Annotated in this window: 22 protein-coding genes; 13 read left to right on the forward strand and 9 right to left on the reverse strand. The window is 71.3% G+C overall.

Annotated features, from left to right (window positions below; all coding sequences use genetic code 11):
* Window positions 1–103: 103 nt before the first annotated feature.
* A complete protein-coding gene (locus QA861_RS15950; protein WP_334588987.1) occupies window positions 104–1,261 on the reverse strand; it encodes a GGDEF domain-containing protein in 1,158 nt (385 codons plus the stop codon).
* A 101-nt stretch (window positions 1,262–1,362) separates the two neighbouring features.
* Complete coding sequence (locus QA861_RS15955; RefSeq protein ID WP_334588988.1) at window positions 1,363–2,181, reverse strand: enoyl-CoA hydratase-related protein; 819 nt, start codon at window positions 2,179–2,181, stop codon at window positions 1,363–1,365.
* Window positions 2,182–2,421: 240 nt separating this feature from the next.
* Between QA861_RS15955 and QA861_RS15960 the strand changes: the two genes are divergently transcribed.
* Window positions 2,422–3,252 carry a hypothetical protein gene (locus QA861_RS15960; protein WP_334588989.1) on the forward strand — a complete coding sequence of 277 codons (831 nt, stop codon included), beginning with the start codon at window positions 2,422–2,424 and terminating at the stop codon, window positions 3,250–3,252.
* A 144-nt stretch (window positions 3,253–3,396) separates the two neighbouring features.
* Here QA861_RS15960 and QA861_RS15965 read toward each other — a convergent pair whose 3' ends face one another.
* Both QA861_RS15965 and QA861_RS15970 read right to left on the reverse strand, forming a co-directional pair.
* Window positions 3,397–4,521 carry an adenylate/guanylate cyclase domain-containing protein gene (locus QA861_RS15965; RefSeq protein WP_334588990.1) on the reverse strand — a complete coding sequence of 375 codons (1,125 nt, stop codon included), beginning with the start codon at window positions 4,519–4,521 and terminating at the stop codon, window positions 3,397–3,399.
* A 190-nt stretch (window positions 4,522–4,711) separates the two neighbouring features.
* Entirely contained in the window at window positions 4,712–5,599 is an 888-nt protein-coding gene (locus tag QA861_RS15970; protein WP_334590571.1) for a biotin--[acetyl-CoA-carboxylase] ligase, read from the reverse strand.
* Between the two features lie 321 nt (window positions 5,600–5,920).
* Between QA861_RS15970 and QA861_RS15975 the strand changes: the two genes are divergently transcribed.
* From QA861_RS15975 to QA861_RS15990, 4 genes are all read left to right on the forward strand, one after another.
* On the forward strand, window positions 5,921–7,525 hold the full coding sequence (locus tag QA861_RS15975; RefSeq protein WP_334588991.1) for an acyl-CoA carboxylase subunit beta: 1,605 nt from the start codon (window positions 5,921–5,923) through the stop codon (window positions 7,523–7,525).
* Between the two features lie 12 nt (window positions 7,526–7,537).
* Window positions 7,538–7,747 carry an acyl-CoA carboxylase epsilon subunit gene (locus tag QA861_RS15980; RefSeq protein WP_334588992.1) on the forward strand — a complete coding sequence of 70 codons (210 nt, stop codon included), beginning with the start codon at window positions 7,538–7,540 and terminating at the stop codon, window positions 7,745–7,747.
* A gap of 77 nt (window positions 7,748–7,824) precedes the next feature.
* A complete protein-coding gene (gene mmpB, locus QA861_RS15985) occupies window positions 7,825–7,953 on the forward strand; it encodes a morphogenic membrane protein MmpB (RefSeq protein ID WP_334588993.1) in 129 nt (42 codons plus the stop codon).
* A gap of 40 nt (window positions 7,954–7,993) precedes the next feature.
* A complete protein-coding gene (locus tag QA861_RS15990; RefSeq protein WP_334588994.1) occupies window positions 7,994–8,617 on the forward strand; it encodes a nucleoside triphosphate pyrophosphatase in 624 nt (207 codons plus the stop codon).
* Between the two features lie 16 nt (window positions 8,618–8,633).
* Here QA861_RS15990 and QA861_RS15995 read toward each other — a convergent pair whose 3' ends face one another.
* Window positions 8,634–9,146, reverse strand: a complete 513-nt coding sequence (locus QA861_RS15995; protein WP_334588995.1) for a hypothetical protein — start codon at window positions 9,144–9,146, stop codon at window positions 8,634–8,636.
* Between the two features lie 365 nt (window positions 9,147–9,511).
* Here QA861_RS15995 and QA861_RS16000 point away from each other — a divergent pair, with 365 nt between their 5' ends.
* Both QA861_RS16000 and QA861_RS16005 read left to right on the forward strand, forming a co-directional pair.
* Window positions 9,512–11,284, forward strand: a complete 1,773-nt coding sequence (locus QA861_RS16000; protein WP_334588996.1) for an acetyl/propionyl/methylcrotonyl-CoA carboxylase subunit alpha — start codon at window positions 9,512–9,514, stop codon at window positions 11,282–11,284.
* 218 nt (window positions 11,285–11,502) lie between these two features.
* Complete coding sequence (locus tag QA861_RS16005) at window positions 11,503–12,081, forward strand: TetR/AcrR family transcriptional regulator (protein ID WP_334588997.1); 579 nt, start codon at window positions 11,503–11,505, stop codon at window positions 12,079–12,081.
* Window positions 12,082–12,117: 36 nt separating this feature from the next.
* Here QA861_RS16005 and QA861_RS16010 read toward each other — a convergent pair whose 3' ends face one another.
* Together QA861_RS16010 and QA861_RS16015 are read right to left on the reverse strand one after the other, a co-directional pair.
* Window positions 12,118–13,122 (reverse strand): DeoR/GlpR family DNA-binding transcription regulator, encoded by a 1,005-nt coding sequence (locus QA861_RS16010; RefSeq protein ID WP_334588998.1) that lies wholly within the window; start codon window positions 13,120–13,122, stop codon window positions 12,118–12,120.
* 179 nt (window positions 13,123–13,301) lie between these two features.
* Window positions 13,302–14,750: an NAD(P)H-quinone dehydrogenase gene (locus QA861_RS16015; RefSeq protein ID WP_334588999.1), complete on the reverse strand. Its 1,449-nt coding sequence runs from the start codon at window positions 14,748–14,750 to the stop codon at window positions 13,302–13,304.
* 150 nt (window positions 14,751–14,900) lie between these two features.
* Between QA861_RS16015 and QA861_RS16020 the strand changes: the two genes are divergently transcribed.
* The 3 genes from QA861_RS16020 (at window position 14,901) to QA861_RS16030 (ending at window position 18,203) form a co-directional block, all read left to right on the forward strand.
* Window positions 14,901–15,338, forward strand: a complete 438-nt coding sequence (locus tag QA861_RS16020; protein ID WP_319092349.1) for a gamma-glutamylcyclotransferase family protein — start codon at window positions 14,901–14,903, stop codon at window positions 15,336–15,338.
* Window positions 15,339–15,497: 159 nt separating this feature from the next.
* On the forward strand, window positions 15,498–16,322 hold the full coding sequence (locus QA861_RS16025) for a purine-nucleoside phosphorylase (protein ID WP_334589000.1): 825 nt from the start codon (window positions 15,498–15,500) through the stop codon (window positions 16,320–16,322).
* Window positions 16,323–16,568: 246 nt separating this feature from the next.
* Complete coding sequence (locus QA861_RS16030) at window positions 16,569–18,203, forward strand: phospho-sugar mutase (protein ID WP_334589001.1); 1,635 nt, start codon at window positions 16,569–16,571, stop codon at window positions 18,201–18,203.
* A gap of 97 nt (window positions 18,204–18,300) precedes the next feature.
* Here the strand turns inward: QA861_RS16030 and QA861_RS16035 are convergent, their stop codons facing one another.
* On the reverse strand, window positions 18,301–19,998 hold the full coding sequence (locus QA861_RS16035) for a hypothetical protein (protein WP_334589002.1): 1,698 nt from the start codon (window positions 19,996–19,998) through the stop codon (window positions 18,301–18,303).
* A gap of 5 nt (window positions 19,999–20,003) precedes the next feature.
* Entirely contained in the window at window positions 20,004–20,651 is a 648-nt protein-coding gene (locus tag QA861_RS16040) for a PH domain-containing protein (protein ID WP_334589003.1), read from the reverse strand.
* 331 nt (window positions 20,652–20,982) lie between these two features.
* On the opposite strand from QA861_RS16040, the gene deoC reads away from it, so the two are divergent.
* The 3 genes from deoC to QA861_RS16055 are packed head-to-tail and all read left to right on the forward strand — an operon-like array spanning window position 20,983 to window position 24,339.
* Window positions 20,983–21,942 carry a deoxyribose-phosphate aldolase gene (gene deoC, locus QA861_RS16045; protein WP_334590572.1) on the forward strand — a complete coding sequence of 320 codons (960 nt, stop codon included), beginning with the start codon at window positions 20,983–20,985 and terminating at the stop codon, window positions 21,940–21,942.
* A 5-nt stretch (window positions 21,943–21,947) separates the two neighbouring features.
* Window positions 21,948–23,408, forward strand: coding sequence for an aldehyde dehydrogenase family protein (locus QA861_RS16050; RefSeq protein ID WP_334589004.1), 1,461 nt, complete (start codon window positions 21,948–21,950; stop codon window positions 23,406–23,408).
* Complete coding sequence (locus QA861_RS16055) at window positions 23,401–24,339, forward strand: aldehyde dehydrogenase family protein (protein WP_334589005.1); 939 nt, start codon at window positions 23,401–23,403, stop codon at window positions 24,337–24,339. Before QA861_RS16050 ends, QA861_RS16055 begins: the two co-directional genes overlap by 8 nt.
* The last annotated feature ends 91 nt before the right edge of the window (window positions 24,340–24,430 follow it).

The raw sequence follows: 24,430 nt of genomic DNA on the forward strand, positions 1-24,430 counted from the left end.
ATTCAGGAGCGTACGCAGTGAATTCCAGGATGTCACTACCGGGTGGCCGGTACACCCCTTACACCCCCGCGCCGCACCCGCCTCAACCTCACCCGCCTCCACCTCACGACCGACGCCCACGGAACCGCCGCCGCTCCACAACCCCCTCCCCGAAGGGCTCCTCGGCGAGCCGCACCACCGGATCGTCGGGGCCCTCGCGCCCCGCGACCACCGGCCGGTCCGCGTGAACCGCCTTCGCCCGGTACTGCGCGGCGTCGGCGAGCCGGAACAACCGGCGAGCCGTCCCCACCGGCCCGATCGCGTCGGCGGTCGAGGCGACCCCACAGGCGACCCCCTCCCCGAGCTCCAACTCACCGGCGCGACGGCACAGTTCACCCGCCGCCCGCACCACGTCCTCGACGGGCGCGCCGACCACCAGCAGACAGAACTCGTCACCGCCGAGACGGGCGGCGAGAGCGCCGGGCAGCATCGCTCCGCACAGCGACAGCACCGACCCGAACCGTTCGAGGAGCCGGTCGCCGACCGCGTGCCCCAGGGTGTCGTTGACGCGCTTGAGGCCGTTCAGGTCGCAGACGACCAGGCTGACCACGGCACCGTCCCGCCGGTGCCGTTCGATCGCCTCGTCGAGGTGGGCGTCCACGGCCCGCCGGTTGGCGAGCCCGGTGAGCGCGTCGGTGAAGGCGAGCCGCCGGGCCTCCTCCAGCCGCTCGGTCTGCGCGATCCCGGCGGCGACGACGGACGCCAGGACAGTGGCGAAGTCGGCGTCCGCGCGGCCGAAGACGGGGGCGCCGACGGGCCGGGCGACGTACAGCTCGCCCCAGGCCCGGCCGTGCAGCACGACGGGGGCGACGACACAGCAGCCGCGCTTCCGGCGCCGTAGCGCGGCGACGCGCTGATGGCAGTACCCGGCGCGCCCCGCCGACGGTCCGCGCGCGGGCCCCTCCGCGGTCTCGACCCAGGCGTTGGGCTCACCGCCGCCCGCCCATCGCTCGTGCAGGAACTCGGTGATCTCCGGGAACTGGTGCACGGGATAGGCCTCCCCTTCCGGGAACTCCTCCTCGTCGGGGGCCCGCTCCCCCACGTTCGCGAGGACCCGCAGCCGCCCGAGTTCCCGCTCCCACACCGACAGCGCGGCGAAGTTCCCGGTCAGGGCATGGCAGGCACCGAGCGCGGCGGCACGCCAGGTCTCGCGCGGGCTCTGCGCGGCGGCCATGCCCTGCGCGAGCGTCACGACGGCGTGGAGCCGGCTTTCCTCACCCATTGATCCAGGTTAGGAAGGTTTGGGAGGATTTGAGACATCGAGCGGGCGAAAGAGGTGTCCCCTACGGGAGGGACTTGGTACGGCCGCGAAAGCCGGGCCGCCTACTCCCCCGGCCAGACCGGGGCCCTCTTCTCGGCGAACGCCGCGACTCCTTCCGCCCGGTCGCCCGAGAAGGCCACGGCACGCCACGCCGCGTCCTCCACCTCCAGCCCCGCCTTCAGATCCAGCCCGAAGCCCACCCGCAACGCCCGCTTGGCCGCCCGTACGCCCACCGGAGAGTGCGCCGCGATCCGGGACGCCAGCGCCAGCGCCTCCTCCCGGTCGCGCCCCACCTCGACCAGGACGTCCACCAGCCCCAGGGCGCGCGCCTCGTCCGCCGCCACCCGCCGCGCGGTGAAGATCAGCTCGGCGGCCCGTGCCGCGCCCACCCGCCGGGGCAGCAACTGCGTACCGCCGCCCCCCGGAATCACCCCCACGGACACCTCCGGCAACCCCACCACCGCCGTACCGTCCGCCACGATCAGATCGCAGGACAGCGCCAGCTCGAACCCGCCCCCCAGCGCGAACCCGTGCACCGCGGCGATGGTGGGCATCGGCAGCTCCAGCACACCCGTGTACGCCCCCCGCGCCACCGGCCGCTGCCGGACCAGCTCGGCGTCGGACATCGAGTTCCGCTCCTTGAGGTCGGCCCCGACACAGAACGCCCGGTCATGGGTGGAGGTCAGCACCACCGCGCGTACATCACGGTCGGCGGCCAGCGCGGCACACGCACCGGCGACGGACCGGGCCATGGCGGAGGAGACCGCGTTCATGGCCTTCGGCCGATCGAGGACCAGCTCTGCGACGTACCCGTGCCGCCGGACCACGACGAACTCCCCGAACCGCTCCTCCGGCCGCTCCTCGGACCGTTCCTCGCCCATGACACCCTCCTGGTTAACGCAGGTTAACTACGATCGCCCCGATCATCGCAGCCCGCCCGCGCCCAGGGGAAGAACGAGCGGAGCAGGAACCGAGAAGGGCCCGGAGAAGCGGCGGAGAAGGGCCCCTCTCCTCGTTCGGGTGACATGGCGCCGATCTCCCGAAATTTTCCTCCGGGTAGCGCATAACGTGCGCTCCGCAGCGGCGCACCCGGGGCGCGAGCGCAACGGGTAGGGATCGCGATGACGGACACCACGACAAGGCCTGTCGACACAGGCACACCAAGGCGAGCACAGACCCCCCACCGGGTCCCTCCCCAGGCCCAGCCGTGGGCCCCGCCGCGGTTCACGACCCCTCCCCGGACCTGGACCCCTCCCCCGTCCCCTGCCGCGCCTCCGGCCCCCCAGTCCCCGCCCGACCCCCTCGTCAACCGCCCGCGAGGCCGGCACCGCAAGCCCCGCCCCCGCAAGGTCCTGCTCGCGGCGGGCGGCTTCGCGCTGGCCGCCGGGGTCCTGAGCCTCGTACGGCTGACGCCTGACGGCGGAGCGGGCGGTGTCGGCAGGGCACAGGCCCAGTCGGACCTGGACGCGGACACCAGCGCGCACACGAACGCGGATACGGACACGGGCACCTCGGCCGACCGCACCGGCAACACGGCGGCCACGGTCGGCGGCGTCCCCACGCCGAACCCGTCGGTGAGCGCCCCCATGGGCGGTGAGACCCCCGTCCCGACCACACCCCCGACAGCGCTCCCGACCGCCCTGCCGAGCGCCACGGGCCCACTGCGGCTGTTCCCCGTGGGCACACTCCCCACAACACCCCTCGGCCCCACAGCCGACGCCACCACGATCCCGCAGCAGCCCAGCACCCCGACGCCCGCCACCATCCCCGGCGAGCCACGACCGGGGACCTCGACACCGGCCCCGGCAGCGCCCCAGCCCCCACAGCAGACGACCCCGCCCCCCGCACCGACGCCAGAGCCTCCGGCACCGGCCGCGCAGCCCGCAAAACCCGGCGGAGTGTGCGTACCGATCATCGGCCTGTGCGTGGACGCACTGAACCACCACCACTGAGCACCCCGGGACCTGCCACCACCGGCGCGGCGCCGTGCGGCAGACCTGGGCAGCGAACCCCGGGGCGTCGGCCTGTGCGTGGACGCACTGAACCACCACCACTGAGCACCCCGGGGCCGCGAACGGGTGGCCGACCCGCCGGTTCTACGTGACCGGCTGCGTCCGCCGGGTCAGCAGCCAGGGCTCGACCACGCCGAGCCCGCGCACGGGCCGCTGCCACATCGGCTGGAGTGCGAAGCGGTACACCGGCGGCTCCTCGCCCTCCTTCTCCGCGGTGGCGGCGGCCTCGGCCGCCTCCGCCTCGGAGGCGGGCGCGTCCCCGGTACGGATCAGCTCCTCCGCGAACGCCGCGTCGACGAGCACCGCGTCCCGTGGCGCTATCGACGTCAACCGCGAGGCGAGATTCACCGTCGACCCGAACACATCACCCATACGGGTGGTCACCGTGCCGAACGCCATCCCGACCCGCAGCTCGGGCATCGTCTCGTCGTGCGCCATCGTCTCGATCAGCCGCAGCGCGATCTCGGCGGCCACGCCCGGCTCGTCCGCCGCGTACAGCACCTCGTCGCCGAGCGTCTTGACGAGCCGCCCGCCGTTCGCCGCCACCAGGTCGGCGGCCGTGGTCTCGAAGGCCTCGACGAGTTCGCCGAGCTCCTCCTCCTCCATACGCCGGGTCAGCCGGGTGAACCCGACCAGGTCCGCGAAGCAGACGGCCAGCCGCCGGTCGACCATCTCCTCGTCGTCGGCGGCCTGCACGACCCGCCCGGTCGCGGCGGCGAGCTGGCGCCGCCAGACGTACACGATGAACTCCTCCAGCTCGGGCAGGAGCAGCTCGATCAGCGGATACGTCACCTCGGTGCGCGTCATTCCGGGCTCGGGCGGCTCGGTCAGCCCCTCCAGGAAGGAGTCGATCTGCCACTCGGCCAAACGGGCGGTGGTCTGCCCCGTGGAGCGCGCCACCTGCACAGCCATCGCCTCGCTCAGCAGCCCCGCCTCGACGAGACCGGCGAGCCGGCGCAGCGCGAGTACGTCCGCCTCGGTCAGCGCCTTGGCCTGCCCGATGTCGGCGAAGCCCATCGCCCGCCAGAAACGGGACGCCAGTTCCATGGAGACACCGGCGCTGCGGGCGGCCTGAAAGGGGGTGTAGCGCCGCTCGGCACCGAGGATGAGCTGTTCGAGACGCAGGGCGAGTGGGTCCTCACCGGGGTCGGCGATATGCCCATCCACCCGGCTGCCCGCCGCGTCGGAGCCCGTGTCGTCGACGGTCACGCCTGCTGCCCTTCCGATCTGTCACGGTCAGATATCGACCGCCCTCAACGATACGGCCTCGCTCCGCTGGGTTCAGCAGGGACGACGTGCCGGAGTTGGTGTGAGCCTCCCTGGGGGCTGCGCCCCCAGACCCCCGCTTCGGCCCTGAGCGGGCCTCGTCCTCGAACGCCGGACGGGCTGAAAATCCGCCTCACGCCGGCCGCAGATGCACCACATCCCCCGCCCCCACCGGCTCCTGCACCCCGTCCCCGGTGGCAAGGACCAGCCGCCCGTCACCGTCGACGGCCACCGCCTCCCCGACCACACTCCGGTCCCCCGGCAACTCCGCCCGCACCGTCCGCCCCAATGTCGCGCACCCCGCCGCATACGTCTCCTGCAGCCCGGACGACACCGGGTCCCCCTCCACCGCCCGCCACCGCACGTACCACTGCTCCAGCGACCGCAGCACCGCCCGCAGCAGCGGGTCCCGGTCGGTCCCCGCGGCCCCCGCCAGCACCAGCGACCCGGCCGTCGGCACCGGGAGCTCGTCCTCGCGCAGGGTGACGTTGATGCCGATGCCGATCACCACCGCGTCCGTACCGGCCCGCTCCGCGAGGATCCCGCCCGCCTTGCGCTCCGCGCCCCCCACACTCACCAGCAGGTCGTTGGGCCACTTGAGGGACGTGTCGACGCCCGCGGCGCGGGACAGGCCCGTCGCCACCGCGACCCCGGTGAGCAGTGGCAGCCAGCCCCAGCGGGTCACCGGCACCTCCGTCGGCTTCAGCAGCACGGAGAAGAACAGCCCGGAACGGGCCGGCGCCGTCCACTGCCGGTCCAGCCGACCGCGTCCGGCGGTCTGCTCCTCGGCGAGCAGGACCAGCCCCTCGGCTGCTTTGCCCGCAGTCGCCAGGGCGACCAGGTCAGCGTTGGTTGAGCCGGTACTCCGCACCACGTTCACGTCGGACCACAGGCTGCCCTCGCGCACGAGGGCCCTGCGCAGGCCAGCGGCATTCAGAGGGGGGCGGCCGAGGTCGGACCAGCGGTCCGACCTCGACTCACCGTGCCCGTCGGGCGGGTTACCTTCACCGTTCGGTGGCATCTCCGTCATGCAAGCCACACTAGATTTGACATCCTCCGTCCCGCAGAGCGGGATGGATTTCAGCCCCTGAGGGCTGAGGTTCACAGGCGCTCGACCGCTCTCGCGATGTCACCTCTCCGGCGTGTCCCGCCGCGACATCTTGAGCATATGCGTGGCCGCGTGTTCGCGTGACATCTTCCGGGGATCTTCCCTGCCCCTCTGTGAAGAGGAGAGGAGTGTGGTAAACGCCGCACTGCCGATGGGTAGGCACGCCACTACGCTACGGATGAGTAGCCAATCCCCCTTCTGAGCACGTCACACTTTGCAGGGAGCCGCATCCCGATGGCCGAGCCGGTACAGCCGCAGCAGACCGACATCCACACCACCGCTGGCAAGCTCGCGGACCTGCAGCGCCGCGTCGAGGCGGCCACGCACGCCGGATCGGAGCGGGCTGTCGAGAAGCAGCACGCCAAGGGGAAGTTGACGGCCCGTGAGCGGATCGAACTGCTCCTCGACGAGGACTCGTTCGTCGAGCTGGACGAGTTCGCCACGCACCGCTCGACCAACTTCGGGCTGGAGCACAACCGCCCGTACGGAGACGGTGTGGTGACCGGTTACGGCACCGTCGACGGCCGTCCGGTCGCCGTGTTCTCCCAGGACTTCACCGTCTTCGGCGGCGCGCTGGGCGAGGTGTACGGCCAGAAGATCGTCAAGGTCATGGACTTCGCGCTGAAGACCGGCTGCCCGGTCATCGGCATCAACGACTCGGGCGGCGCCCGTATCCAGGAGGGCGTGGCGTCCCTGGGCGCGTACGGCGAGATCTTCCGCCGCAACACGCACGCGTCCGGGGTCATCCCGCAGATCAGCCTCGTCGTGGGGCCGTGCGCCGGCGGTGCCGTGTACTCCCCGGCCATCACCGACTTCACGGTCATGGTCGACCAGACCTCGCACATGTTCATCACCGGCCCGGACGTCATCAAGACGGTCACCGGCGAGGACGTCGGCATGGAGGAGCTGGGCGGCGCCCGTACGCACAACTCCGCGTCCGGCGTGGCCCATCACATGGCCGGCGACGAGAAGGACGCCATCGAGTACGTCAAGCAACTGCTGTCGTACCTGCCGTCCAACAACCTCAGCGAGCCCCCGCTCTTCCCGGAGGAGGCGGACCTCGCCGTCACGGACGAGGACCGCGAGCTGGACGTCCTGATCCCGGACAGCGCGAACCAGCCGTACGACATGCACACGGTGATCGAACACGTCCTGGACGACGCCGAGTTCTTCGAGACGCAGTCCCTCTTCGCGCCCAACATCCTCACCGGGTTCGGCCGGGTGGAGGGGCGTCCGGTCGGGGTCGTCGCCAACCAGCCGATGCAGTTCGCGGGGTGCCTCGACATCGCCGCGTCGGAGAAGGCGGCGCGCTTCGTCCGTACCTGCGACGCCTTCAACGTGCCCGTCCTCACCTTCGTGGACGTCCCCGGCTTCCTCCCCGGCGTCGACCAGGAGCACGACGGCATCATCCGCCGGGGCGCCAAGCTGATCTACGCCTACGCGGAGGCGACCGTCCCGCTCATCACGGTCATCACCCGCAAGGCCTTCGGCGGCGCCTACGACGTCATGGGTTCCAAGCACCTGGGTGCCGACCTCAACCTCGCCTGGCCGACCGCCCAGATCGCCGTGATGGGCGCCCAGGGCGCGGTCAACATCCTGCACCGCCGCACGATCACCGAGGCCGAGGCGAACGGGGAGGACCCGGAGGTGGTCCGCGCCCGGCTGATCCGGGAGTACGAGGACACCCTCCTCAACCCCTACATCGCGGCCGAACGCGGCTACGTCGACGCGGTGATCCTGCCGTCCGACACCCGCCGCCATGTCGTACGAGGGCTGCGCCAGCTCCGTACGAAGCGCGAGTCCCTGCCCCCGAAGAAGCACGGCAACATCCCGCTGTAAGGAGCCGGCGTCATGACGATCAAGGTCGTACGGGGCAACCCGACCCCCGAGGAGCTGGCCGCCGCCCTGGCGGTGGTCCGAGCCCGCGCCGTGGCGGCGTCCTCCACGGCGCCCGGCGCACCCGGCACGAAGGACGCGTGGGCGGACCCGGCGAGGATCGCGTCCCACCGGATCCCGCAGCCGAGCCCGACATCGTGGACCCGCACCTTCTGGCCCGGGTAGGTCTTGGAGGAAACTACGGGCCCGATTTGAGTACGCCTACTCAGGCGCCCCGCTCCGCCGAGCGGGACGCTAGTGGAATGTTGTGGTCCGATCCCGAGAACGAGCCGCCGAAGGAACTGCGCGACGCGCAGCGGATGCTTCGGCGGCTCAGCCTTCTCCTGGCGCTTGCCATGGTGGTCGCGATGATCGTCCTCGGCGCGCGGTAGGACCTGTCCGGGGCCCGCGGCCCGCCGATACCCTGACCGTATGACCGATGATCAGTCGCGCCGCCGTCTCGTGCTCGCCTCCCAGTCCCCCGCCCGGCTCAATCTGCTCCGGCAGGCCGGACTCGACCCCGAGGTGATCGTCAGCGGGTTCGACGAGGACGCGGTGACCGCGCCGTCCCCGGCCGAACTGGCCCTCGCGCTCGCCGAGGCCAAGACCGCCGTGGTCGCCGCCCGGCCCGAGGTGCACGGCGCCCTGGTGATCGGCTGCGACTCCGTCCTAGACCTGGACGGCGAGGCGTACGGCAAGCCCGCCGACGCCGAGGAGGCGACCGCCCGCTGGAAGTCGATGCGCGGCCGGGAGGGCACCCTCCGGACAGGGCACTGCGTCCACGACACGGCGACGGGACGTCAGGTCTCGGCGACCGCGTCCACCGTGGTCCGCTTCGGCGAGCCGACGGACGAGGAGATCGCCGCGTACGTCGCCTCGGGCGAGCCCCTCCATGTCGCCGGGGCGTTCACGCTCGACGGCCGCTCGGCACCGTTCATCGACGGCATCGACGGCGGCCACGGCAACGTCATCGGTATCAGCCTGCCCCTGCTCCGCAAGCTCCTCGCCGAACTGGGAGTCGGCATCACGGAGTTGTGGACGCCCAGGGAGAAGTAGCCAGAAGCGGTCTCGGTCAGGGGGTGCTGGGGGTCGGCGGGGGCGTCAGCGGGGAGCCGCCGTTGCCCACGGCCGGGGAGCCGCCGCCGGTCCCGTCCCGGCCGTCCTCGGGTTCCACGGCCGCGGTGCCGTTGCCGTTCTGCCTGTCGTACGTCATCAGCAGGAGCACCACCAGCGCCAGCACCACGACCATCGTCAGGAACGCCGGCACGCCCACCAGCCCCCAGGCGAACGCCCCGAGCAGCGCGTGCACCACGGCGACGCTGATCAGCAGGACGCGGCCGAGGCCGGCCGGGGAGCGGTCGCGCAGGGCGACGAGCAGGGCCACCACGCCGCACAGCGCGAAGTAGGCGCCGAAGACCAGGCCGCCGATCTTCGAGGACATGGACATCACGTCCGGGTCGAGGCCGGCGAGGGACATCTTCTGGTTGTCGACGACGATCCCCATGAACCAGTTCAGCGCGGCTATGCCGAACGCCTCAACGAAGAGGATGATCGCGACGATCCATGCCACCGGTCTGCGGACCACCGGCCCCCACCCACTTTCGACTGCACCACTCGTACGTTCGGTACATCTTGAACGCTACTAACGGGTAAACGCTCGGACAAGGGTTCGGCGAAGGTTCCTCGGCGGGCAAAAAATCATTGGGCCGTTCGTAGGGACTCCACAAAGAAACCGAGTGGGCCGCAGCACGCTCTCACAGAGACCTTGACCACATCAGGGGGCTAGGGTTTCCGGAAGGAGTCCCGCGTACATAGGTGCGACAAGGGATTTCACGGGTAGGGCGAGCCTCGCATCACGCTCCGTGTGGGCAAGCTCACCAGTGGGGACGGGTCGATGCGCCGTGTCGGCAGTCCCTAAACTCGGCTTGTTTCAAGGAGGGAGCCTCAATCGTGCGCAAGGTGCTCATCGCCAACCGTGGCGAAATCGCTGTCCGCGTTGCCCGGGCCTGCCAGGATGCCGGGATCGCGAGCGTGGCCGTGTACGCCGACCCGGACCGGGACGCGCTCCATGTGCGTGCCGCCGACGAGGCGTTCGCTTTGGGCGGTGACACCCCGGCGACCAGCTATCTCGACATCGCCAAGGTGCTGCAGGCCGCCAAGGACTCCGGAGCGGACGCCATCCACCCCGGATACGGCTTCCTCTCCGAGAACGCCGACTTCGCCCAGGCCGTCCTCGACGCCGACCTGACCTGGATCGGCCCGCCCCCACAGGCCATCCGCGACCTCGGCGACAAGGTCGCCGCCCGCCACATCGCCCAACGCGCCGGCGCCCCCCTGGTCGCCGGCACCCCCGACCCCGTCTCCGGCTCGGACGAGGTCGTCGCCTTCGCCCAGGAACACGGCCTGCCCATCGCGATCAAAGCCGCCTTCGGCGGCGGCGGACGCGGCCTCAAGGTCGCCCGCACCCTCGAAGAAGTCCCCGAGCTGTACGACTCCGCGGTCCGCGAGGCCGTCGCCGCGTTCGGACGCGGCGAATGCTTCGTCGAGCGCTACCTCGACAAACCCCGCCACGTCGAGACCCAGTGCCTGGCCGACACCCACGGCAACGTGGTCGTCGTCTCCACCCGCGACTGCTCCCTCCAGCGCCGCCACCAAAAACTCGTCGAAGAGGCCCCCGCACCCTTCCTCTCCGACACACAGGTCGCCGAGCTGTACGCGTCCTCCAAAGCCATCCTCAAGGAAGCCGGCTACGTCGGCGCCGGAACCGTCGAGTTCCTCGTCGGCACCGACGGCACGATCTCCTTCCTGGAGGTCAACACCCGCCTCCAGGTCGAACACCCCGTCACCGAGGAAGTCGCCGGCATCGACCTCGTACGCGAGATGTTCCGCATCGCCGACGGCGAACCCCTCGGCTACGGCGACCCCGAACTGCGCGGCCACTCCATCGAGTTCCGCATCAACGGCGAGGACCCCGGCCGCGGCTTCCTCCCCGCCCCCGGCACCGTCACCACCTTCACCCCACCCTCCGGCCCCGGCGTCCGCCTCGACGCCGGCGTCGAATCCGGCAGCGTGATCGGCCCCGCCTGGGACTCCCTGCTCGCCAAGCTGATCGTCACCGGCGCCACCCGCGAACAGGCCCTCCAACGCGCCGCCCGAGCCCTTGCCGAGTTCCAGGTCGAAGGCATGGCCACCGCCATCACCTTCCACCGCAAGGTCGTCACCGACCCCGCCTTCGCCCCCGAACTCACCGGCTCCACCGACCCGTTCACCGTCCACACCCGCTGGATCGAGACCGAGTTCGTCAACGACATCCCCGCCTTCGCCACACCCGCCGATACCGAGGCCGACGAGGAAGCCGGCCGCGAGACCGTCGTCGTCGAGGTCGGCGGCAAACGCCTGGAAGTCTCCCTCCCCATCTCGCTGGGCATGTCCCTGGCCCGCACCGGCCTCGCCGCCGGCGCCAAACCCAAACGCCGCGCCGCGAAGAAGTCGGGCCCGGCCGCCTCCGGCGACACCCTCGCCTCCCCCATGCAGGGCACCATCGTCAAGGTCGCCGTCGAGGAAGGCCAGGAAGTCAAGGAAGGCGACCTGATCGTCGTCCTCGAAGCCATGAAGATGGAACAACCCCTCAACGCCCACAAGGCAGGCACCGTCAAGGGCCTCGCCGCCGAGGTCGGCGCCTCCCTCACCTCCGGCGCCCCCATCTGCGAGATCAAGGACTGACCCGTACAACGCAGGAAGCGCCCGGCGGGACTGATCACTCAGTCCCGCCGGGCGCGATTCTTTTCCTGAGGTACTGGGCGCGCAGCGCCCGTCCCTCAGGGGCGCGGGGAACTGCGCGACCCCACGGCCCGCACCCGGCAACACCCACGCACCCAAACGGCGCCCGCCCGATGGCATGCTGAACTCCCAGAACAAGTGAAGGAAGGGCAGGTGACCCCATGGCCCAGCCGCCGGCAGGCCTCCGTGCCGATGCCCGCCGCAACTACGAACGGCTCGTCGCACAGGCGCGCTCCACCTTCGCCGAGCACGGGACGGACGCCTCCCTGGAGGACGTGGCCCGGCGCGCCGGCGTGGGCATCGGCACGCTCTACCGTCACTTCCCCAACCGGCACGCCCTGATGAGCGCGGTCTTCGAGGACTCGGTGAGCGACCTGCTGGCCCGCTCCCGCGAACTGCTGACCGACCCGGAGCCGTGCGCCGCACTGGTGACCTGGCTGCGCGAGATCGTCACGCACGCCGGTGAGTACCGCGGCCTGGCACAGGCGCTCATGACGGTGTCGTACGACGCCGACTCGGACCTGGCCAGGTGCAGCAACCCGATGCGGTCGGCGGGCGCGGCCCTGCTCACCCGCGCCCAGCAGGCCGGCACCCTCCGCGCCGACGTCTCCATCGGCGACCTGCTCCAGCTCACCAACGCCATCGCGCTGGCGGCCGAGGCGACCCCGGACGACCCGGACCTGGCCGACCGCCTCCTGACCCTGACGCTGCGGGGCCTGAAGGCAGCACCGTCTCAGTAACTCATCGCGAACTCGGTCGCGTGCTTCCTACGACGGTCAGCGGCGGCGGAGGTCCGCCACCCGGGTCCGTTCCCGCTCACGATCGCCGGGTCCGCCGGACTGCTCGCCCAGCATCGTGCCGCGCAGCGGATGACCCGCCGCCCCGCCGGGCAGTTGTCCCCGGCGCGGGTTGGGAAGCGGCACGTCGCGACGCTGTTGGCGCGTCGGGACCTGCTCACCGCCCTGCTGCCCGTTCCCCGGGGAACCGTTTCCCGAGCCCGACGAGCCGGCCACGGCGATCTGCACGCCCTGGTCGGCCAGGGCCTGGAGTTCCGTACCCGCACGGTCGTCGTGGACGGGCGGTTCGTCGGTGACGAGGCGGGTGATCACATCCGTGGGCACGGTCTGGAACATGGTGTCCGAACCGAGTTTGGTGTGATCGGCGAGCACGACGACCTCGGCGGCGGCCTGCACCAACGCGCGGTCGACGGACGCCGACAGCATGTTGGAGGTGGACAGCCCGCGTTCGGCGGTGAGCCCGCTTCCGGAGAGGAAGGCCTTGGACACCCGCAGCCCGTGCAGGGACTGCTCGGCGCCACTGCCGACCAGGGCGTAGTTGGAACCGCGCAGAGTGCCGCCGGTCATCACGACCTCCACTCTGTTCGCGTGGGCCAGCGCCTGGGCCACCAACAGGGAGTTGGTGACGACGGTCAGCCCGGGGACCCGCGCGAGCCGGCGTGCCAGCTCCTGCGTGGTGGTCCCCGCCCCGACCACGATGGCCTCGCCCTCTTCGACGAAGCTCGCGGCGAGGTCGGCGATGGCCGTCTTCTCGGCGGTCGCGAGATGAGATTTCTGCGGAAAGCCGGACTCCCGCGTGAACCCGCCCGGCAATACCGCACCGCCATGCCGGCGGTCGAGGAGTCCTTCTGCCTCCAGTGCGCGCACGTCCCGCCGTACGGTCACTTCGGAGGTCTGGACGACGCGGGCGAGCTCACGGAGCGACACGGCTCCATTGGCACGCACCATTTCGAGGATCAATTGACGACGTTCTGCAGCGAACACGAAACTGACAGTAACCCCAACGACCGTCTGCTTTCAGCAGTATGCGCCGAATAACAGAAGTTGTTCGCAAGCGGGTACGGGAAGTGGTATACGCGCCATCCCCCCTGCTTATGCCGGGGGAATGGGTGGCAAATCCCCGTGACCTGCGGGAAGTTGCCACCCTTGCCGTCGCCCGGCTGTCAGGCCTCGGCCGACGCCTTGCGTGTGTGAAGCTGCCGGGCGACCTCGGCGATCGATCCCGAAAGAGAGGGATAGACCGTGAACGCGTTCGCGATCTGCTCGACCGTCAGATTGTTGTCGACGGCGATCGAGATCGGGTGGATGAGTTCGGAGGCGCGCGGCGACACGACGCACCCGCCCACGACAATCCCGGTGCCCGGCCGGCACATGAGCTTGACGAAGCCGTCGCGGATGCCCTGCATCTTCGCGCGCGGATTGCGCAGCAACGGCAGTTTGACGACGACGGCGTCGATCTTGCCGCCGTCGACATCGGCCTGGGTGTAGCCGACGGTGGCGATCTCGGGGTCGGTGAACACGTTCGACGAGACGGTCTTCAGGTTCAGCGGGGCCACCGCGTCGCCGAGGAAGTGGTACATGGCGATACGGCCCTGCATGGCGGCGACGGACGCGAGGGCGAAGACGCCGGTCACGTCGCCGGCGGCGTACACCCCGGGGGCGGTCGTCCTCGACACCTTGTCGGTCCAGATGTGCCCGGAGTCGCGCAGCTTGACCCCGGCCTCCTCCAGCCCCATCCCGGCGCTGTTGGGAATCGCGCCGACGGCCATGAGGCAGTGCGAGCCGCTGATGACGCGCCCGTCGGAGAGGGTGACCTCGACCCGGTCGCCGACGCGCTTGGCGGACTCGGCGCGGGAGCGGGCCATGACGTTCATGCCACGGCGCCGGAAGACCTCTTCGAGGACGGCGGCGGCGTCGGGGTCCTCGCCGGGCAGCACGCGGTCGCGCGACGACACGAGGGTGACCTTGGACCCGAGGGCCTGGTAGGCGCCCGCGAACTCGGCTCCGGTGACACCGGAGCCGACCACGATGAGCTCCTCGGGCAGCTCGGTGAGGTCGTACACCTGGGTCCAGTTGAGGATGCGCTCACCGTCGGGCTGCGCGTCGGGCAGCTCACGCGGGTGTCCGCCGGTGGCGATCAGTACGGCGTCGGCGACGAGGGTCTCCTCGCTGCCGTCCACGGCCCGGACGACGACCTTGCGGGAGCCGTCCATGCCCTGCATGCCGTCGAGCCGGCCGCGCCCGCGCAGGACGCGCGCGCCGGCCCGGGTGACGGAGGCGGTGATGTCGTGCGACTGGGCGAGGGCGAGGCGCTTCACCCGTCGGTTGACCTTGCCGAGGTCGACACCGACGACGCGGGCGGCCTGCTTGTCGGGTGGGGTGTCATCGGCGACGATGATCCCCAACTCCTCGTAACTGGAGTCGAAGGTCGTCATCACCTCGGCCGTGGCGATCAGAGTCTTCGACGGTACGCAGTCGGTGAGCACCGACGCCCCGCCCAGACCGTCGCAGTCGACGACGGTCACCTCCGCGCCGAGCTGCGCTGCCACCAGCGCCGCTTCGTAGCCGCCGGGTCCGCCACCAATGATCACGATCCGAGTCACATACCCCATTGTCCCGTACGCGCCGAGGTGCCGACGCCCCGGGGGCCGCCACGGGTCCGGGGCAGACTCCGGGCGGGCTCGGGGCGGACACCTGTGCGGGTACGAAAGGGGCGTGTGCTGCCGGAGTGGCGGCCGGGTCCGCTGCCGTACTCTCGATCCATGTCGCTCTACGCCGCCTACGCCGGCAATCTCGACGCGCGGCTCATGACGCGCCGCGCCCCGCACTCGCCGCTGCGCGCCACCGGCTGGCTGACCGGGTGGCGGCTGACGTTCGCCGGCGAGCACATGGGCTGGGAGGGCGCACTCCCGACGATCGTCGAGGCACCCCGTTCCCAGGTCTTCGTCGCCCTGTACGAGATCGCCCCGCTCGACGAGGACTCGCTGGACCGCTGGGAGGGCGTGGGCCTCGACATCTACCGCCGGATGCGGCTGCGCGTCGACACGCTGGAGGGCGAGGAACCCGCGTGGGCGTACGTCCTCAACGGGTACGAGGGCGGCTTGCCGTCGGCGCGGTACCTGGGCGAGATCGCCGACGCGGCGGAGTCGGCGGGGGCGCCGCACGACTACGTGATGGAACTGAGAAAACGTCCCTGTTGAGCAGCGGCAGCCGACTGTCCACCGACTTCCCACCGGCTGCCCGCTCCATGGTTGGAGACGTTGGTCGGAAACGTTGGCCGGAAACGACAAGACAACGATCGCCATCCCGTGACCTCCGTCATCTACGCGCGTAGGCTCGAAGCGGATACCCTCATGCGCGTGAACGCATCTCTTCTTCCGGACGACATCCAGGGCGACCCCTACTCCGCCGCCGACACCGCCGCCGCGCGCCTGAGGGAGCTCACGGGTGCCGAGACCCACGACGTCGCCCTCGTGATGGGCTCCGGCTGGGCTCCGGCCGTGGACGCCCTGGGCACCCCCGAGGCCGAGCTCCAGGTCACCGAGCTGCCCGGATTCCCCCCGCCGGCCGTCGAGGGCCACGGCGGCAAGATCCGCTCGTACCGGATCGGCGACAAGCGCGCGCTGGTCTTCCTGGGCCGCACGCACTACTACGAGGGCCGTGGCGTCGCGTCCGTGGCGCACGGTGTCCGTACCGCCGTGGCCGCCGGCTGCAAGACCATCGTCCTGACCAACGGCTGCGGCGGCCTGCGCGCCGACATGCGCCCCGGCCAGCCGGTCCTGATCAGCGACCACATCAACCTCACGGCGACGTCCCCGATCGTCGGCGCGAACTTCGTCGACCTGACGGACCTGTACTCGCCGCGGCTGCGTGCCCTGTGCAAGGAGATCGACCCCAGCCTTGAGGAGGGCGTGTACGCCCAGTTCACGGGCCCGCACTACGAGACGCCGGCGGAGATCCGGATGGCGCGGACCATCGGCGCGGACCTGGTCGGGATGTCGACGGTGCTGGAGGCGATCGCGGCGCGGGAGGCCGGCGCCGAGATCCTGGGCATCTCGCTGGTGACGAACCTCGCGGCCGGGATGACGGGCGAGCCCCTGAACCACGAGGAGGTCCTCCAGGCGGGCCGCGACAGCGCGACCCGCATGGGCGCCCTGCTGACCCGGGTCCTGGACCGCCTGTAGCTCCGGCGAGGACCCCGACCCCGCAACCGAGCCCCACCCGTCCACCGCACCCTTCGCGCCGGCCCGCACCTCCAGCCCGTCCGGCGTTTGAGGACAAGGCCCCTTCAGGGCCGGAGGGGGGTCTGGGGGCGCAGCCCCCAGGAACGCGATGGGACGGGTAGGGGCGGCGGGGGCGACAACAATGGGCCGCACCCGACACGCACCGCACCGCACGACACCGCACGACACCGACGAGAGGCACCCGACGTGCACGACGACGAACTCATCGCCCGGGCCAAGGCCTGGCTGGCCGAGGACCCCGACGCCGAAACCCGTGAGGAACTCGCCAAGCTCATCGACGCCCACGACCTCCCCGAACTCACCATCCGCTTCACCGGCACCCTCCAGTTCGGCACCGCGGGCCTCCGAGGCGAACTCGGCGCCGGCCCCATGCGCATGAACCGCTCGGTCGTCATCCGCGCCGCCGCCGGCCTCGCCGCGTACCTCAAGGCCAAGGGCCAGACGGACGGCCTCGTCGTCATCGGCTACGACGCCCGCCACAAGTCGGCGGACTTCGCCCAGGACACCGCCGCCGTGATGACCGGCGCGGGTCTCAGGGCCGCCGTACTCCCCCGCCCCCTCCCCACCCCCGTACTGGCGTTCGCCATAAGGCATCTCGGCGCCGTCGCGGGCGTGGAGGTCACCGCCAGCCACAACCCGCCCCGCGACAACGGCTACAAGGTGTACCTGGGCGACGGCTCCCAGATCGTCCCGCCCGCCGACGCCGAGATCGCCGCCGAGATCGACGCCGTCCGGGCCCTCGCCGACGTGCCCCGCCCCACCACCGGCTGGGAAACCCTCGACGACACCGTCCTGAACGCCTACCTGGCCCGTACGGACGCGGTCCTCACCCCCGGCTCCCCCCGTACGGCCCGTACGGTCTACACCGCGATGCACGGCGTCGGCCGTGAGACCCTCCTCGCGGCCTTCGCCCGGGCCGGTTTCCCCGCCCCCGAGCTGGTCGCCGAACAGGCCGACCCCGACCCGGACTTCCCGACCGTCGCCTTCCCCAACCCGGAAGAGCCCGGCGCGATGGACCTCGCCTTCGCGAAGGCCCGCGAGACGAACCCGGACCTGATCATCGCGAACGACCCGGACGCGGACCGCTGCGCGGTGGCCGTACCCGGCGTCGACGGCTGGCGCATGCTGCGCGGCGACGAGGTCGGCGCCCTCCTCGCCACCCAGCTGGTCCGGCATGGAGCGCGGGGCACGTTCGCCGAGTCGATCGTCTCCTCGTCCCTCCTCGGCCGGATCGCCGAGAAGGCGGGACTGCCCTACGAGGAGACCCTCACCGGCTTCAAGTGGATCGCCCGCGTCGACGGCCTGCGCTACGGCTACGAGGAGGCCCTCGGCTACTGCGTGGACCCCGACGGCGTGCGCGACAAGGACGGCATCACGGCCGCGCTCGTCATGACGGAACTCGCCTCCGAGCTGAAGGCCGAGGGCCGTACGCTGCTCGACCTGCTCGACGACATCGCGGTCGACCACGGTCTGCATGCCACGGACCAGCTCTCGGTCCGCGTCGAGGACCTGTCGGTCATCGCGAACGCCATGAGCCGGCTGCGTGAGCGGCCCCCGACGCACCTCGCGGGCCTGCCGATCACGAAGGCCGAGGACCTCACCCGGGGCACCGAGACGCTTCCGCCCACGGACGGCCTGCGCTACACGCTCGACGGCGCCCGCGTCATCGTCCGCCCCAGCGGCACGGAGCCCAAACTGAAGTGCTACCTGGAGGTCGTCCTCCCGGTGCCCACGCACGCGGATCTCCCGGCGGCCCGGGCGAAGGCGACGGACCTGCTGGAGACGATCAAGCGGGACCTCTCCGCAGCGGCGGGCATCTGACCCGCAGCCGTACGAGAACCGCACTCGATGGGGTGACCCCGGCCGGAGGCACCCCATCGAGTGATCCACAGACGGAGGCGGACGCGCCCCTCATCCTTCAGCGCGCCGCCACCAATACCACCGCCCACACCGCCGCCAGTACCACGGCCAGCGGCCAGAGCGGCCGTCCCCGTTCCGCCGCGTCACTCTCGCCGGTCGGCCGCAGCTCGGTGTCGAGGCGCATGGCGGTCAGTTCGGCGGCCAGGGCGTCGTACGGGTGGGTCAGCCCCCGGCGCCGCTGGAGCCGGCCCCAGCGGGGTGCGGAGACCGCCCAGTTGCCGTTCTGCCAGTCGATCTTCAGCTCCAGGGACCGGCGCCGTACGAAACGGAGGTCGTCCCAGGGCACATGCAGGGGGCCGCGCAGCCCATTGATCCAGATACCGGACCGGTCGGCGGTGACGCGCCAGGCCAGCTTCATGGGGACGGCGGCCGCGCCGAACAGTCCGAGCAGGGGGAGGGCCACCAGCTTCCATGTCGCGAGGTCGGGGTCGTCGAACCAGTTTCGGACGGGCCACAGGCACCACAGCACGACAAGCACGGTCCCCAGCCAGTCCAGCCACCCCGCCCGCCATCGCCGCACCTGGCCGACAGTCGCCTGCTGCTCGACCAACTCCCGCCCCTGCAGCTCCAGTTGGAGGCTGTCCGCGGCCTGTACTCGGTGCCGGGCGACGCGCCTGCGACTCGCGTACGGCGACAGCGGCCGGACCGGTCCCGCCGACCACTCCGTCAGCGGCGGCTGCTCGGGATCCTCATCGGCGCTGACGACGAGGATCTCGGCGCCGTCGAAGGGCGCACCGTAGAGAACGGCCTCCCGGACCGGCCCGAGGGTGTCGTCGTCGAGGCCGAGCAGGGCCCGCCGAAGCTCGTCGACACCTTCCTCGTCCTCACCAGCGCGATCCTCCCCGCCCCCACCCCCATCCCCTTCGTCATCGTCATCGTCATCGTCATCGTCGTCCTCGTCGAAGGAGCTGAGCTCGACGGTGAAGAGGGGCCGCTCGGCGGAGAGATCGTCGGCGGCGTACACCTCCGTACTGCCCTGCGCGTCGTCCCGTACGAGCACACGCAGCACCGGCACCGGAGTTCCGCGCAGCGCGCCCGCCCGTCGCCGGCCGAGCCATCCCGAGGTCAGCGCGGTCGCCCCGAGGCCGGCCAGGAAGACGGTGAAGACCCAGGCGCCCTCCTGGTCCTCGGCCGAGCCCCAGAGCCCGGCGGTGGCGCCGGTCAGCACGGCGAGCGCGAGCACGAAGGACCCCAGGCCGAACAACAGCCGCCCACGCCGTACGGGAGCGTCGGCGCCCGGCACGAGCACGGCGACGCCCCCGGCGGCGGCCACGGCCCGTTCCAGCTGCTCACCGCGCGCTCGCAGCCGTAGCGCCACTACGGCCCAGGAACCCAGCACGACGACCACGCCGAAGCCGGTCAGCGCCCACGGCATGGAGGAGGCCTCCGTGGTGAGGGCGAGCAGTAACAGAGGTGCGCCGACCCACACGAGTTCGGGCCGGGCGAGGACCCACAGGACGTACACCGCGAACCCGGCGGCGACGAACGGCCACAGGCCGCCGGCCATCGCCACCAGGGCGCCCACGCACAGCACCAGGGTGGCGGCACCGGCCGCGACCGACCGGCGCACCCGGAGGAAGGTCCAGCGGGGCGGCAGCGCGGCCGACCACTCGGCCGCGCGGGAGGTGGTCCAGTCCTGGCAGCCGTCGGGTATGGAGGCGCCGGGCAGCCGCAGCGACTCGTCGGGGAGGGCCACGCGGCTCAGCCGACCGCGAGCAGAATCGCCAGCAGGACCGCACCGGCGGCAGCGGGCGCCATGATCTCGTACGCCCATTTCACGGTGACCTCACCCTGTGAGGTGAGCGCCTTCTCGCGGGCCTCCCAGAGGTGGCCCAGGTCGTCCATGGTCCGGTCGTTCTGGGCGCGGGTGGGTCCGGGCGGCACCAGGGACATCCGGCCGCGGCCTCCGCCCGCGTCGCGGGCCTCGCGCATCCTGGCCCGGTTGGCCCGCTTGCGGGCGCGCAGCGAGACGGGGATGGCCCACAGCTGGTACTTGGCGCCGGACTCGACGAGGACCTCGTTGGAGAAGCCCGACCGGAACCCGGCGACGGCGCCCCAGGGCACCACGATGACCCGGAACGGGTTGCGCACGCGCAGCCGGTGGTCGTCGGCGAGCACGGCGGGCCGCAGCGTGAAGCCGATCACCAGCGGGACGACGAGGAGGAGCGTGGCGAGCGCCAGCCACGGCGTCCGCCCCTGGCCGGCGAACAGCGCGTCACCGCCGAGCCAGCCCGCGAGCCCGAGCAGCAGCACTCCGGCCAGGAGGGCGGAGGGTGACCGGTAGACCCGGTCGGGAGACACGGGTGGCGTAGGGCCCTGCGCGGGCGACGGGTGGTCCGGGGTCGTCATGCCCCCGATTCTGCCCGACACCTCGAACGCGCCCTGCCGCCGGTGCCCGCCTCCCAGCCCGTCCGGTGCCCGCCTCCCAGCCCGTCCGGCGTTCGCCTTCCCAGCCCGTCCGGCGTTTGAGGACGAGGCCGTGCAGGCCGAAGGGGGGTCCAGGGGGCACAGCCCCTGGCGGGGTCGAAGGGGCGGAGCCCCTGGTGATGGGACGGGTAGGGGCGGCGGGGGCGAACCAATCCGACGCCCACCCAGCACAGCACCCACCCCAGCACCCCCTAAGGCAAAATCCCGAGGGCTGTACAGCCGCTACGCGCGTAGATATGCTCGGCTTGTGACCATGCCCACCACTGCATCAACCGCACTCCCGCTCAAGGACGTGACCGCGTCCGACAGCACGCTGCGCCGCTACCTTCACGGGCTGCCCGGCGTCGACGCGGTCGGCCTGGAGGCGCGCGCCGCCTCTCTCGGTACGCGTTCCATCAAGACCACCGCGAAGGCGTACGCCATCGACCTCGCCATCTCGATGGTCGACCTGACGACGCTGGAAGGCGCCGACACCGCCGGCAAGGTCCGGTCGCTGGGCGCCAAGGCGGTCCGCCCCGACCCGACCGACCGTACGGCGCCCGCCACGGCCGCGGTCTGCGTCTACCCCGACATGGTGGCCGTCGCGAAGGAGGCCGTCGCCGGGTCCACCGTCAAGGTCGCCTCCGTCGCCACCGCCTTCCCCGCCGGCCGCGCCGCCCTCGCCGTGAAGCTGGCCGACGTGCGTGACGCCGTCGCCGCCGGTGCGGACGAGATCGACATGGTCATCGACCGCGGCGCGTTCCTCGCGGGCAACTACCTGAAGGTGTACGAGGAGATCGTCGCCGTGAAGGAGGCCTGCGGGGCGTCCGCCCGGCTCAAGGTCATCTTCGAGACCGGCGAACTGTCGACGTACGACAACATCCGGCGCGCCTCCTGGCTCGGCATGATCGCCGGGGCCGACTTCATCAAGACGTCGACCGGCAAGGTCGCCGTGAACGCGACGCCCGCGAACACCCTCCTGATGCTGGAGGCCGTACGCGACTTCCGCGCCCAGACCGGCATCCAGGTGGGCGTGAAGCCGGCCGGCGGTATCCGCACCACCAAGGACGCGGTGAAGTTCCTGGTCCTGGTCAACGAGACGGCGGGCGAGGACTGGCTCGACAACCACTGGTTCCGCTTCGGCGCCTCCTCGCTCCTGAACGATCTGCTGATGCAGCGTCAGAAGCTGGCCACCGGCCGCTACTCCGGCCCCGACTACGTGACGGTGGACTGATCACCATGGCATCCGCATCCGTATCCGCATTCACCTCCGCGTTCGAGTACGCCCCGGCGCCCGAGTCCCGCTCGGTCGTCGACATCGCGCCCTCCTACGGCCTGTTCATCGACGGCGAGTTCGTGGAGGCCGCCGACGGCAGGGTCTTCAAGACGGTCTCCCCCTCCACCGAGGAGGTCCTCTCCGAGGTCGCCCAGGCGGGCGAGGCGGACGTCGAGCGTGCCGTCAAGGCTGCCCGCAAGGCCTTCGAGAAGTGGTCGGCACTGCCCGGCTCCGAGCGCGCCAAGTACCTCTTCCGTATCGCCCGCATCATCCAGGAGCGCTCCCGCGAGCTGGCCGTCCTGGAGACCCTGGACAACGGCAAGCCCATCAAGGAGACGAGGGACGCCGACCTGCCCCTCGTGGCGGCCCACTTCTTCTACTACGCGGGCTGGGCGGACAAGCTCGGTCACGCGGGCTTCGGCGCGAACCCGAGGCCGCTGGGTGTCGCGGGACAGGTCATCCCCTGGAACTTCCCGCTCCTGATGCTGGCGTGGAAGATCGCCCCGGCCCTCGCGACCGGCAACACGGTCGTACTGAAGCCCGCCGAGACGACCCCCCTGTCCGCGCTCTTCTTCGCGGACATCTGCCGCCAGGCCGGTCTCCCCAAGGGCGTCGTCAACATCCTTCCCGGCTACGGCGACACGGGAGCCGCGCTCGTCGCGCACCCGGACGTCAACAAGGTCGCGTTCACCGGGTCGACGGCCGTCGGCAAGGCGATCGCGCGCACCGTCGCCGGCACCCGCAAGAAGGTCACCCTGGAGCTGGGCGGCAAGGGCGCCAACATCGTCTTCGACGACGCGCCGATCGACCAGGCCGTCGAGGGCATCGTCACCGGCATCTTCTTCAACCAGGGCCAGGTCTGCTGCGCGGGCTCCCGGCTCCTCGTACAGGAGTCGATCCAGGACGAGTTGCTCGACTCGCTCAAGCGCCGTCTGTCCACGCTGCGCCTCGGCGACCCGCTGGACAAGAACACGGACATCGGCGCGATCAACTCCGCCGAGCAGCTCTCCCGGATCACCTCGCTCGTCGAGGCGGGCGAGGCGGAGGGCGCCGAGCGCTGGTCCCCGGCCTGCGAACTCCCGTCGGCCGGCTACTGGTTCGCCCCGACGCTGTTCACGAACGTCACCCAGGCGCACACCATCGCCCGCGACGAGATCTTCGGCCCGGTGCTCTCGGTCCTCACCTTCCGCACCCCGGACGAGGCCGTCGCCAAGGCCAACAACACCCAGTACGGCCTGTCGGCGGGCATCTGGACGGAGAAGGGGTCGCGGATCCTCGCCGTCGCCAACAAGCTCCGCGCCGGCGTCGTCTGGTCCAACACGTTCAACAAGTTCGACCCCACCTCGCCGTTCGGCGGCTACAAGGAGTCGGGCTTCGGCCGCGAGGGCGGTCGCCACGGCCTGGAGGCGTACCTCGATGTCTGACGCAAAAGTGGACACACGACCGGACACACGGTCGGACGCACGTCTGTCCGTCTTCAAGACCTACAAGCTGTACGTGGGCGGGAAGTTCCCGCGTTCCGAGAGCGGCCGGGTGTACGAGGTGAGCGACGCTAAGGGCAACTGGCTGGCGAACGCGCCCCTTTCCTCCCGCAAGGACGCCCGTGACGCGGTCGTCGCCGCGCGCAAGGCGTTCGGCGGCTGGGCCGGGGCCACGGCGTACAACCGGGGTCAGATCCTCTACCGCGTCGCCGAGATGCTGGAGGGCCGCCGGGAGCAGTTCGTCCGGGAGGTCGCGGAGGCGGAGGGCCTGTCGAAGTCGAAGGCCACCGCCCAGGTGGACGCGGCGATCGACCGCTGGGTCTGGTACGCGGGCTGGACCGACAAGATCGCCCAGGTCGTCGGGGGCGGAAACCCGGTCGCGGGACCGTACTTCAACCTGTCCTCGCCCGAGCCGACCGGCGTGGTCGTGGTCCTCGCCCCCCAGGAGTCGTCGTTCCTGGGTCTGGTGTCGGTGCTCGCCCCGGTGATCGCCACCGGCAACACGGCGATCGTGATCGCCAGCGAGAAGTCACCGCTCCCCGCGCTCTCCCTCGGCGAGGTGCTGGCCACCTCTGACGTACCCGGCGGAGTCGTAAACATCCTCTCCGGCCGTACGGCGGAGATCAGCCCGTCGCTGGCCGCGCACCAGGACGTCAACGCGATCGACCTGGCGGGCGCGGGCGCCGACGACGGCCTCGCGAAGGAGCTGGAGGTCGCGGCGGCCGACAACCTCAAGCGCGTCCTGCGTCCACAGACTGTGGACAACGCCCAGTGGTTCGCCACCCCGGGCACCGAACGCATGACGGCCTTCCTGGAGACGAAGACGGTCTGGCATCCGACGGGTTCGCTGGGCGCGTCGGGCTCCTCCTACTAGGCCGGCCGCAGGCCGCCTGGTAGGGGCGCGGGGAACTGCGCGACGAGCCACGACGCACGCGCACCCGACATCGGTCAGCAGCTCCCCGCCC

This window comes from Streptomyces sp. B21-083 (assembly GCF_036898825.1).
GTDB lineage: Bacteria > Actinomycetota > Actinomycetes > Streptomycetales > Streptomycetaceae > Streptomyces.

What these genes read in the sequence shown, in the direction of transcription:
- QA861_RS15950 (WP_334588987.1), bottom strand. Translation starts at nt 1,261, where the DNA reads ATGGGTGAGGAAAGCCGGCTCCACGCCGTCGTGACGCTCGCGCAGGGC.
- QA861_RS15955 (WP_334588988.1), bottom strand. Translation starts at nt 2,181, where the DNA reads ATGGGCGAGGAACGGTCCGAGGAGCGGCCGGAGGAGCGGTTCGGGGAG.
- QA861_RS15960 (WP_334588989.1), top strand. Translation starts at nt 2,422, where the DNA reads ATGACGGACACCACGACAAGGCCTGTCGACACAGGCACACCAAGGCGA.
- QA861_RS15970 (WP_334590571.1), bottom strand. Translation starts at nt 5,599, where the DNA reads ATGCCACCGAACGGTGAAGGTAACCCGCCCGACGGGCACGGTGAGTCG.
- QA861_RS15975 (WP_334588991.1), top strand. Translation starts at nt 5,921, where the DNA reads ATGGCCGAGCCGGTACAGCCGCAGCAGACCGACATCCACACCACCGCT.
- QA861_RS15980 (WP_334588992.1), top strand. Translation starts at nt 7,538, where the DNA reads ATGACGATCAAGGTCGTACGGGGCAACCCGACCCCCGAGGAGCTGGCC.
- mmpB (WP_334588993.1), top strand. Translation starts at nt 7,825, where the DNA reads ATGTTGTGGTCCGATCCCGAGAACGAGCCGCCGAAGGAACTGCGCGAC.
- QA861_RS15990 (WP_334588994.1), top strand. Translation starts at nt 7,994, where the DNA reads ATGACCGATGATCAGTCGCGCCGCCGTCTCGTGCTCGCCTCCCAGTCC.
- QA861_RS16005 (WP_334588997.1), top strand. Translation starts at nt 11,503, where the DNA reads ATGGCCCAGCCGCCGGCAGGCCTCCGTGCCGATGCCCGCCGCAACTAC.
- QA861_RS16015 (WP_334588999.1), bottom strand. Translation starts at nt 14,750, where the DNA reads ATGGGGTATGTGACTCGGATCGTGATCATTGGTGGCGGACCCGGCGGC.
- QA861_RS16020 (WP_319092349.1), top strand. Translation starts at nt 14,901, where the DNA reads ATGTCGCTCTACGCCGCCTACGCCGGCAATCTCGACGCGCGGCTCATG.
- QA861_RS16040 (WP_334589003.1), bottom strand. Translation starts at nt 20,651, where the DNA reads ATGACGACCCCGGACCACCCGTCGCCCGCGCAGGGCCCTACGCCACCC.
- deoC (WP_334590572.1), top strand. Translation starts at nt 20,983, where the DNA reads ATGCCCACCACTGCATCAACCGCACTCCCGCTCAAGGACGTGACCGCG.
- QA861_RS16050 (WP_334589004.1), top strand. Translation starts at nt 21,948, where the DNA reads ATGGCATCCGCATCCGTATCCGCATTCACCTCCGCGTTCGAGTACGCC.
- QA861_RS16055 (WP_334589005.1), top strand. Translation starts at nt 23,401, where the DNA reads ATGTCTGACGCAAAAGTGGACACACGACCGGACACACGGTCGGACGCA.